We start from the raw sequence: 10,404 nt of genomic DNA on the forward strand, positions 1-10,404 counted from the left end.
TTCCGTCGCCCAACGTTCACCTGCTCATCGGTCGGCTGGCGGCAAGGGGTGGTGCGCAGCCGCCGATCGGCGCACGATCGAGACATGGCGATCTCGATGGACGAAGCAACCATGTCCGATCTCGGATCACTGCGCTGGGTCGACATGCGTCGCCGGGTGCGGGCGTCGGTGGCGGGGAGGACCGTCGTCGACTCCGCGGAGGCCATACAGGTGTGGGAGCCCGACCGCGTGGTGGGGTCCTACGCCGTCCCGCGCGCCGCCATCGGACTGGCGCTGAGTGCGCCGTCGCCGGTGAGCGCGGCAGTGCGGCGACCGCCGATCCTGACCCCGGATGACGAGTTCTCGATCCATACCTGCGCCGGCACCGTCTGGGACATCACCACGCCTGACCGCGTCCTACCCGGCGCCGGATTCACCCCGGACGATCCGGACCTGGCCGACCACGTCGTCCTCGAGTGGGATGCGTTCGACGAGTGGCGCGAGGAGGAACAGATGGTCGTGGCCCATCCACGCGATCCGTTCAAGCGGATCGACTGCCTGCGCTCGAGCCGACACGTGGTGGTGCGGGCCGGGGATCAGGTGATCGCCGACAGCCGCCGTCCCACGGTGCTGCTGGAAACGTATCTGCCCGTCCGTCACTACCTGCCGCGTGAGGACGTCCGGATGGACCTGCTCATCCCGAGCGAGACCGTCACCGCGTGCGCCTACAAGGGACGGGCCACCTACTGGTCGGTGTCCGTCGACGATGCCGTCGTTCCGGACATCGCATGGACCTATACCGATCCGCTCACCGACGGCGGGCCGGTGCGCGACCTGATCTGCTTCTACGACGAGCGGGTCGATGTCACGGTGGACGCGTCGACGGGGTGACCGGGACGTCGGCGCGCGGCTGGTGGACAATCGACGGGGCCGTCGCCGCACCCGCGGGCCGGTCCGACGGCAACGCAGGTGAGGAGGCAACGTGTCCGAGTTGGTGCCGCTGAAGGTGCAGATGGTGGCCGCTACGCAGTTCACGCCACCTCCGGACGTCGAATGGAGCACGGACGCCGACGGCGGCGAAGCGCTCGTCGAGTTCTCCGGCCGGGCCTGCTATCAGAGCTGGGACAAGCCGAATCCGCGCACCGCGACCAATGCCGGGTACCTGCGCCACATCCTCGAGGTGGGCCATCTGTCGCTGCTCGAACACGCGTCGGTGACCTTCTACATCACCGGGATCTCCCGGTCCTGCACCCACGAGCTGATCCGTCACCGGCACTTCTCGTACTCCCAGCTGTCCCAACGATTCGTGCCCGAACACGACTCGAACGTCGTCGCGCCACCCGCCATCCGTGGCGACGCCGAGCTCGAGGCGCTGTTCACCGAGGCCACCGACGCCAGCCGGAAGGCCTACAGCGAGCTGCTCGACGCGCTCGAGGCCAAGTTCGCCGACGTCCCCAACGCCATCCTGCGTCGCAAACAGGCGCGGCAGGCCGCCCGTTCGGTGTTGCCCAATGCGACCGAGACCAAGATCGTTGTCACCGGCAACTACCGGGCCTGGCGGCACTTCGTCGGGATGCGGGCGACCGAGCACGCCGACGTCGAGATCCGGCAACTGGCCGTCGAGTGCCTCCGGCACCTGATGAAGGTCGCGCCGACGGTGTTCGGCGACTTCGAGATCGGCACCCTCGCCGACGGCACCGAGGTCGCGACCTCGCCGTTCGTGCTCGAGGGATGAGCGCCGAGCACGCCCTCACGACACAGCCCGCCCACACGCATATCCGCAGTACGGAGAAGGTAGCCTTGAGCACCATGAACGCAGGCGCAGACCAGCTGCACACCCACCCCTTCGGGACCATCGGCGTGGCCATGGTGACCCCGTTCACGGCGGACGGTGCAGTGGATCTGACCAAGGCCGCGGAACTCGCCGATCACCTGGTGTCGAAGGGCTGTGACGGCCTCGTCGTGTCCGGCACCACCGGCGAGTCGCCGACGACGACGGTGCCGGAGAAGCTGGAACTGCTGCGCGTCGTCCTCGACGCCGTCGGCGACCGCGCGCGGATCACCCAGGGCGCCGGCAGCTACGACACCGCCGAGAGTGTGCGGTTCGCCATCGAATCCGAGAAGATCGGTGCCCACGGCCTCCTGGTGGTGACGCCGTATTATTCGAAGCCGCCGCAGGCGGGTCTGCTGGCGCATTTCCGCACCATCGCGGACTCCACCGATCTCCCGGTGATGCTGTACGACATCCCGCCGAGGTCGGTGGTGCCGATCATGAACGAGACCATGCTGGCCTTGGCCGAGCACCCGCGGATCCGTGCGGTCAAGGATGCCAAAGGCGACCTCCATTCGGCGTCCGGGATCATCGCCTCGACCGACCTCGAGTACCTGTCCGGTGAGGATGCGCTCAATCTCCCGTGGTTGTCCGTCGGCGCCACCGGATTCGTGAGCGTGATCGGTCACCTCGTCGCAGATCGCCTGCGGGATATGCAGTTGGCCTTCGAGAAGGGCGACATCGCGACGGCCCGTGAGATCAACACGTCGATGCTGCCGCTGGTGAACGCGATGGGCCGGCTCGGCGGGGTCACGATGGTCAAGGCGTCCTTGCGCATCCTCGGATTCGACGTCGGGCATCCACGATTGCCGCAGGTGCCCGCCGACGGCCCGCAGATCGAGGCGCTCATCGCCGATCTCCGCGCGTCCGGTGTGTTGACCAGATGACCGGGCCGACGCGGCGTCGCCGCAGCGCAAGTCGTCAGGCCGGACCGCCGTCGCCGGCGGCCGAGGAGGCTGCCGAGGTGACTCGGGCACAGTCGGATGCGACCACGGCCGACACGGACCGGACCGGCACCAGCGACGCCAAGGCCGCGAAGGCCGCTGGAGGAGCGAAAGACGCTCCGAAGCAGGCGAGTTCGCGCCGGTCGACGTCCTCTCGACGCGGTGGCGCCGACGCTCGCCACACCGACGCGCGGCCCGAGTCCCCCGCCCCGGCGAAGGCCCAGCGTTCCGGGGGCAAGCACGAACGCCGGGATCGCCGCCAGGACAATCGGGATCGTGCGGCCCAGGCTGCTGCATCGGTGCCCGCCGTCGACCGTCTGGGCACACCGCGCCAGGCGCCGCGCCACGGACTGCGGATCGTCGCGCTCGGCGGCATCGGTGAGATCGGCCGCAACATGACCGTCTTCGAATACGACGGACGACTCCTCATCGTCGACTGCGGTGTGCTGTTCCCCGAGGACGCGCAGCCGGGTGTCGACCTGATCCTGCCGGACTTCACCTACATCGAAGACCGCATGGACGACGTCGACGCGATCATCCTCACCCATGGGCACGAGGATCACATCGGCGCGGTCCCGTTCCTGTTGCGGCTGCGTGGCGACATCCCGGTGATCGGCTCGAAATTCACTCTGGCACTGGTCGATGCGAAATGTCGCGAGCACCGGTTGCGGCCGAAGCTCGTGCAGGTGACCGAGGGCGAACGGACCACCCATGGTCCGTTCGAGTGCGAGTACTTCGCCGTGAACCACTCGATTCCGGACGCCATCGCGGTCGCCATCCGCACGGGGGCGGGAGTCGCGCTGCACACCGGCGACATCAAGCTCGATCAGTTGCCCCTCGATGGGCGGCTCACCGACCTGGCCGGCTTCAGCCGACTCGGCGACGAAGGAGTCGACCTGTTCCTCGTGGACTCCACCAACGCGGAGGTTCCCGGGTTCGTCACCCCCGAACGTGAGATCGGCGGAGTGCTCGATCAGGTCATCGGTCGGGCGCGCCAACGTGTCATCGTCGCCTCGTTCGCCAGCCACGTCCACCGCATCCAGCAGATCGTGGATGTGGCCAACGCGCATAACCGGCGAATCGCATTCGTCGGCCGGTCGATGGTGCGCAACATGCAGATCGCGCAGGACCTCGGATACCTGACCGTGCCCGACGGGGTCCTGGTGGACCTCGACACCGCGGCCAACCTGCCGGACAACCGCCTCGTGCTGATCTCCACCGGATCACAGGGTGAGCCGTTGTCGGCGCTGTCGCGGATGGCACGCGGTGAACATCGACAGATCAACATCCGTGAGGACGATCTGGTCGTCCTCGCGTCGTCGCTCATCCCGGGCAACGAGAACTCGGTCTTCGCGGTTGTCAACGGCCTGGCGAAGCGCGGCGCGACCGTCATCACCCAGCAGAGTGCCAAGGTGCACGTCTCCGGACATGCGTCGGCCGGAGAGTTGCTCTATCTCTACAACGCGGTGCGGCCGTCGAATGTCATGCCGGTGCATGGTGAATGGCGTCATCTGCGGGCCAACGCCGCGCTCGCCGTCGCGACCGGCGTCGCGGAGGACCGGGTCGTGCTCGCCGAGGACGGGGTCGTCGTCGACCTCGTCGACGGGCGGGCCGAGATCGTCGGCCGGGTGCCGGTCGGCCACGTCTATGTCGACGGGTTGTCCGTGGGCGACGTCGGTGAGTCGACGCTGTCGGAGCGGCTCGTGCTCGGGGAGGGCGGCTTCATCGCCATCACCATCGCGATCGATGCCACCACGGGGAAGGCGGTCAGCGCACCCGAGGTGTCCGGACGCGGGTTCTCCGACGACCCGGATGCGTTGAAAGCCGCCGCGGATCTCGTCGACCAGGCCCTGGATTCCCTGGCCGCCGAAGGCGTCACCGACGCGCACCGGATCGCGCAGACGATCCGGAGGACCGTCGGCCGGTGGGTCGCCGACACCTATCGTCGTCGTCCGATGATCGTGCCGACGGTACTCGCGGTCGGATCCTGATCCGCGCACTACTGTGGGTCGCGTGACCCTCGCCCGAGACGAACGCGCAGCCCTGGTCGACACCATGCGGTCGGTCGGACCCGACGCCCCCACCATGTGCGACGGCTGGACCGTCAAGGACCTCGCCGCCCACCTCGTGGTCCGCGAGCGTCGGCCCGACACCGGACCCGGCATCATGATCAAGCAGTTCGCCGGGCACACCGAGAGCGTCCGCGCGGCGGCCGCGACCGAACCCTGGGACGATCTGCTCGCGAAACTCGCCGACGGCCCACCGATCTACTCGCCCTTTCGACTCATCGACCGGTGGGCCAATCTGGCCGAGATGTTCGTCCATCACGAAGATGTCCTGCGCGGCGGGGTGGATCCGGGCGGTCCGTGGCAGCCGAGGCCGTTGTCGGCGGAGATGCAGGATGCGCTCGCCGGGCCGGCCAAGGGGATGGGCAAGCTCACCCTGAAGGATTCGCCTGCGGAGATCACGTTGCGCACCGCCGATGGCGCCGACCTCGTGACCGCGGGGCGCGGTGATGCCGTCGTCGTGACGGGTACCCCAGGTGAGCTCGTCCTGTTCGCCTTCGGCCGGGCGCCGGTCGATGTCGCCGTCGAGGGCGACGAGCGGGCGGTGGCGGCAGTCAAGAACGCTCCCCGGGGCCTCTGACCGGTTCGATTCCGTTCGGTTACGAATTCGACACACAACCGCGTTGCCAGTGTTGCCCGTGTGACTGACGTGACGTCTGCGGACTAGTCTGTCCGCATGGCTTCGAAAGCAACCACGGGTGCGCGGAAGACGGGTGCGAAGAAGACACCGTCGCGCGCGACCGCAGGCACGACGAAGTCGGGCTCGAGGGGGACGCGCAGTACGGGGACGCGCGCGACGGGATCGTCGCGCAGCACGACGCGCGGCACACGATCCACCTCGTCTCGGCAGACAGGTCGATCGTCAACCTCCACCCGGCGCACACCCGCACAGCGGGCCGACATGTCGGCCGACATCCATCGTCGATCCGTCGCGGCCAGTGGGGCATCGGCCGTCGGGCGCGGGCTCGGGGCGGGATGGTCCCTGATGGCTCGCGGCATCGGGAGTCTCGCCCGAGCGGGTGGTGCAGGATCGGGCGCGTCCGGTCCCGGCCGGGACGATCTGACCGATCTCGACGACCTCGACGATGATGTCGATGGCGCGGTCGACGAAGGATTCGATCTCGATGGCCCGTTGCTCGACGACGAGCAGTCACCGCGGCGGCGTGCCTCCACACCGGCCAGACGGGACCTGAGCGGGCACTCACATCGGCGGGACGGAACGGCCCTGGCGATCCTGGGTCTCGCAATGTTGGTCGGGGCCAGCGTCTGGTTCGGGGCGGCCGGTCCGGTCGGGGCCTTCATCGAGGCGCTGATCCGGGCGATCGTCGGATCGGTCTCGGTGCTCGTACCGGTCGCGCTCGTGGCGTTGGCCGTCGTACTGATGCGTCGCCCGCCGAATCCCACGCGCCGTGGCCGGTACCTCGGGGCCGGTCTGCTGCTCGTGTTGCCGACCCTCGGACTCGTCCACCTCGTGGCCGGCGCGCCGGTGGAACTCCCCGGTCGCTCGGCTGCCGGAGGATTCCTGGGGTACGCCGTCGGCACACCGTTGACCGACGGGGTGACCGCCTGGATCTCGGTGCCGATCCTGGTGCTGTGCATCGCTTTCGGCGCACTGATCCTCAGCGGCAAGACGGTCCGCGAGGTCGCCGACGGGGTCGCCGGATATCTCGGACTCGGACTTGTCCATCACGGCGACGACTCGGCACCCTGGGACGACCTCGACGAGGACGACCTCGACGACCTCGCGGCCGACGGATCGGCCGTGGACGACGACGCGACGGCCGTGCTCGACCCGGGAGCCGGATATTCCTCCGATCCGTACGACAATTATCCGCCGGATGCCGAACCGGTTCGCCGCAGTCGCCGTCGCCGACGGCCGGTGGATCCGGACGTGGACGCCGCCGACTTCGCGGCCGCGACGACGGTTCCACTCGATGACGAGGTCACCGAACGAATCGGCCGCCCGGCCGCGGACCACGCAGAACCCGAGGCGCCGGCACGCCCCGCCACTCCGAAGCGCGCGAAGCCGCGCGCACAGCCGACCCCCGACCCGACCCCGGTCCCCGCCGAGGACGAGTCGCCTGTGGGTCTGGTGGACCGTGCCGTGGAGGGGGAGTACGTCCTGCCACCCTCGAGCCTGCTGATCGACGGTGACCCGCCGAAGCAGGGTGGGCGGTCCAACGACGACATGATCGACCGCATCACCGGCGTCATGGAACAGTTCAAGATCGACGCCGCGGTCACCGGGTACACCCGTGGTCCCACGGTCACCCGATACGAGGTCGAACTGGGTCCCGGCGTGAAGGTGGAGAAGATCACCGCGCTGCAGCGGAACATCGCCTACGCGGTGGCCACCGACAACGTCCGACTGCTGGCGCCGATCCCGGGCAAGTCCGCCGTCGGTATCGAGGTCCCCAACTCCGACCGCGAGATGGTTCGGCTCGCCGACGTCCTGAAGGCGCCCAAGACACGCAAGGACACCCATCCGCTGGTGATCGGTCTGGGCAAGGACATCGAAGGCGAGTTCGTCAGCGCCAACCTCGCGAAGATGCCGCACCTGCTGGTGGCGGGTTCGACCGGCTCGGGCAAGTCGAGCTTCGTCAACTCGATGCTCGTCTCGTTGTTGTCGCGGGCCACGCCCGAGGACGTCCGGATGATCCTCATCGACCCGAAGATGGTGGAACTGACTCCGTACGAGGGCATCCCGCACCTGATCACGCCGATCATCACCCAACCCAAGAAGGCCGCCGCCGCGCTCGCGTGGTTGGTGGAGGAGATGGAACAGCGGTATCAGGACATGAAGGCGTCGCGTGTACGGCACATCGACGACTTCAACACCAAGGTGCGGTCCGGTGAGATCACGACACCGCTCGGCAGTGAGCGTGTGTACACGCCGTACCCGTACATCCTCGCCATCGTCGACGAGCTCGCCGACCTCATGATGACCGCACCGCGCGACGTCGAGGACGCGATCGTGCGCATCACGCAGAAGGCCCGTGCGGCCGGGATCCATCTGGTACTCGCGACGCAGCGGCCCTCGGTCGACGTCGTGACGGGTCTGATCAAGACCAATGTGCCGTCGCGACTGGCGTTCGCGACGTCGTCGCTGACCGACTCGCGCGTGATCCTGGATCAGCCGGGTGCGGAGAAACTCATCGGCATGGGCGACGGGTTGTTCCTCCCGATGGGGGCGAACAAACCCATCCGCATGCAGGGTGCGTTCATCACCGACGAGGAGATCCAGGCGGTCGTCGACTTCACCCGTGAGCAGAGCGATCCCGAGTACACCGAGGGAGTCACGACGGCGAAGGCGGGAGACAAGAAGGAGATCGACGGCGACATCGGCAACGACCTCGATGACCTGCTGCAGGCGATCGAACTCGTCGTGTCCAGCCAGTTCGGCTCGACGTCGATGTTGCAGCGGAAGCTGCGTGTCGGCTTCGCCAAGGCCGGCCGTCTGATGGACCTGATGGAGACGCGCGGCGTCGTCGGACCCAGTGAGGGCTCGAAGGCTCGGGAGGTCCTGGTCAAACCGGACGACCTCGCGGGCGTCATCGCCTCCATCACCGGGGGCGACGGCGACGACGCCCCGGCCGACGGGTTCTGATCGCTAGGGTGCGACGCGATGAGTTGAGGGAGATCCCGTCGCGAGAGGTCAGTCCAGCCCGTGCTCGGCGAGCCAGGTCTGCGCTTGACGGCGTGACGCTCGACTGAGCCACGCGTCCTCCGATCACCTCCGCCAGTTCCTCCACCGACAGTTCGCCGACTTGCGAGAGCCGGACGAGTACCGACAGATGACCGTCGAAATGTGCGGTGGTGAAGAACAGCGACGCCCGATCCACGATGAGCGCGCCCTTGTCGTCCTCCGAGGGCGCCCAGATCACCACCACGTCGTCGTACCGTTCGCCCGTGTCAGGGTCGACGGCGTCCGGGCGTTGGGGTGCGGACGAACACGAACGACTTGCTGCCGACCTGGTAGACGGGCCGGTCGACCGGCGTACCCGCGCCCGTGACGTACGGCAGCCCGGTTGCGATCGTGTGGATGTCGCCGGTGGTGGTCCGGCGCGGCGCGTGCGCCATGGTGCAACGGTAGTTCGGTGTACTAGGCTGGGCGACGATCGAAGAGGGGAGTATCCCCGTCCTCGTGGCGTTTCCGTCAATACGGCCGCGTCCCGGCACGATGCCGATCATCGTCGTCGGGAGTGACCCGGATTCGTCGGTCGGGCCTCGTGTTCCACCGCAGCAATGCGGCGCGGCCCGGCGGGAGAGACCTCTGGCATCGCAACCTTGTGCTGCGCGCTGGAGGAGATCGCCCTCATGGATGTTTCGTCAACCGTCTGGATCGTCACCTGTGTGGTGATCCTGGCGCTGTTCGTCTTCGACTTCTTTGCCCACGTCCGGGTTCCGCATGCTCCGAGTCTCAAGGAATCGGGCACCTGGTCCGCGGTCTACATCTCGATCGCGGTCATCTTCGGACTGTTCGTCTGGTGGCAGTGGGGCGGCACGTACGGCGGTGAGTATTTCGCCGGATACGTGACCGAGAAGGCACTGTCGGTCGACAACCTGTTCGTCTTCGTCATCATCATGTCGAAGTTCGCCGTGCCCAAGGAGTATCAGCAGAAGGTGCTGCTCCTCGGCATCGTGATGGCGCTGGTCATGCGCGGTATCTTCATCGCTGTCGGAGCGGCCGCCATCAACGCCTACAGCTGGGTGTTCTACCTGTTCGGCGCCTTCCTGATCTTCACCGCGGTGAAGCTGATCAGCGAGAGCGACGATCCGGTCGATCACGAGGAGCAACGTGAAAGCCGCCTGGAACGGTTCGTGAAGCGCTACCTGCGAACCTCCGACGAGTACGACAACGACAAGCTCTTCACCAGGGTCAACGGCAAGCGCCTCGCGACCCCGATGCTGATGGTTCTCATCGTGATCGGGTTCACCGACGTGCTGTTCGCGCTCGACTCGATACCGGCGATCTACGGTCTGACCCAGGAGCCGTACCTGGTCTTCACCGCGAACGCGTTCGCGCTCATGGGTCTTCGCCAACTGTACTTCCTGCTCGGCGGACTGCTCGATCGCCTCGTCTATCTCTCGTACGGGTTGTCGTTCATCCTGGCCTTCATCGGCGTGAAGCTCGTCCTGCATGCGCTGCACGAGAACACGCTGTCGTTCATCAACGGTGGCGAGCACGTGTCGGTCCCGGAGATCTCGACCCCCGTCTCACTTGGCGTCATCATCCTCACGCTGGTCATCACCACCGTGGCGAGCCTGCTCAGATCCAAGGTCGTGGACGTGGCCGAGAGTTCCGGCGAGCCCGAAGCGGGCGGGAACTCGTCCGGCGGAGCGACCGCGGACGGCGAGGAGACGTCGGACGCAGACCGGCCGACGGGCCGCGAGCTCCGGGACGGACGGGCGCGCGACGGCGACGCATAGTTCGCGCGTGGTCCTGCCACCCCGGACACGCACAACGCACGAGGAGGGTCTCACACCGATGGTGTGAGACCCTCCTCGGTTCTGCGCGGTCGACCCTGTCTAGGAGACTGCTGAAATAGTCGCTGCTGGTTCGGCGTGTGTGACCGTGTTTGGG

At 67.4% G+C, this 10,404-nt stretch carries 8 protein-coding genes and 1 pseudogene; 7 read left to right on the forward strand and 2 right to left on the reverse strand.

Annotated elements, in window-relative coordinates; all coding sequences use genetic code 11:
* Nucleotides 1-84 precede the first annotated feature (84 nt).
* The 5 genes from QSJ19_RS04280 (at nt 85) to QSJ19_RS04300 (ending at nt 5,400) form a co-directional block, all read left to right on the forward strand.
* Nucleotides 85-870, forward strand: coding sequence for a DUF427 domain-containing protein (locus tag QSJ19_RS04280; RefSeq protein WP_286318500.1), 786 nt, complete (start codon nt 85-87; stop codon nt 868-870).
* A gap of 91 nt (nt 871-961) precedes the next feature.
* A complete protein-coding gene (thyX, locus tag QSJ19_RS04285; RefSeq protein WP_286318502.1) occupies nt 962-1,714 on the forward strand; it encodes an FAD-dependent thymidylate synthase in 753 nt (250 codons plus the stop codon).
* 74 nt (nt 1,715-1,788) lie between these two features.
* Entirely contained in the window at nt 1,789-2,697 is a 909-nt protein-coding gene (gene dapA, locus QSJ19_RS04290) for a 4-hydroxy-tetrahydrodipicolinate synthase (protein WP_286318504.1), read from the forward strand.
* On the forward strand, nt 2,694-4,745 hold the full coding sequence (locus QSJ19_RS04295; RefSeq protein ID WP_286318506.1) for a ribonuclease J: 2,052 nt from the start codon (nt 2,694-2,696) through the stop codon (nt 4,743-4,745). Before dapA ends, QSJ19_RS04295 begins: the two co-directional genes overlap by 4 nt.
* 22 nt (nt 4,746-4,767) lie before the next feature.
* Nucleotides 4,768-5,400 carry a TIGR03085 family metal-binding protein gene (locus QSJ19_RS04300; protein ID WP_286318507.1) on the forward strand — a complete coding sequence of 211 codons (633 nt, stop codon included), beginning with the start codon at nt 4,768-4,770 and terminating at the stop codon, nt 5,398-5,400.
* 83 nt (nt 5,401-5,483) lie between these two features.
* Here the strand turns inward: QSJ19_RS04300 and QSJ19_RS04305 are convergent, their stop codons facing one another.
* A complete protein-coding gene (locus tag QSJ19_RS04305; RefSeq protein WP_286318508.1) occupies nt 5,484-5,657 on the reverse strand; it encodes a hypothetical protein in 174 nt (57 codons plus the stop codon).
* Nucleotides 5,658-5,721: 64 nt separating this feature from the next.
* On the opposite strand from QSJ19_RS04305, the gene QSJ19_RS04310 reads away from it, so the two are divergent.
* On the forward strand, nt 5,722-8,427 hold the full coding sequence (locus QSJ19_RS04310; RefSeq protein WP_286318509.1) for a DNA translocase FtsK: 2,706 nt from the start codon (nt 5,722-5,724) through the stop codon (nt 8,425-8,427).
* Between the two features lie 48 nt (nt 8,428-8,475).
* Here the strand turns inward: QSJ19_RS04310 and QSJ19_RS04315 are convergent.
* Nucleotides 8,476-8,900 (reverse strand): annotated as a pseudogene (locus QSJ19_RS04315) (MmcQ/YjbR family DNA-binding protein).
* 237 nt (nt 8,901-9,137) lie between these two features.
* Here QSJ19_RS04315 and QSJ19_RS04320 point away from each other — a divergent pair.
* Nucleotides 9,138-10,250 (forward strand): TerC family protein, encoded by a 1,113-nt coding sequence (locus tag QSJ19_RS04320; protein WP_286318510.1) that lies wholly within the window; start codon nt 9,138-9,140, stop codon nt 10,248-10,250.
* Nucleotides 10,251-10,404 lie beyond the last annotated feature (154 nt).

The organism is Gordonia sp. ABSL11-1 (genome assembly GCF_030315685.1).
GTDB lineage: Bacteria > Actinomycetota > Actinomycetes > Mycobacteriales > Mycobacteriaceae > Gordonia.

Bases quoted from the DNA above. Each gene is read 5' to 3' on its own strand.
- QSJ19_RS04280 (WP_286318500.1), top strand. From the start codon at position 85: ATGGCGATCTCGATGGACGAAGCAACCATGTCCGATCTCGGATCACTG.
- dapA (WP_286318504.1), top strand. From the start codon at position 1,789: ATGAACGCAGGCGCAGACCAGCTGCACACCCACCCCTTCGGGACCATC.
- QSJ19_RS04295 (WP_286318506.1), top strand. From the start codon at position 2,694: ATGACCGGGCCGACGCGGCGTCGCCGCAGCGCAAGTCGTCAGGCCGGA.
- QSJ19_RS04310 (WP_286318509.1), top strand. From the start codon at position 5,722: ATGTCGGCCGACATCCATCGTCGATCCGTCGCGGCCAGTGGGGCATCG.
- QSJ19_RS04320 (WP_286318510.1), top strand. From the start codon at position 9,138: ATGGATGTTTCGTCAACCGTCTGGATCGTCACCTGTGTGGTGATCCTG.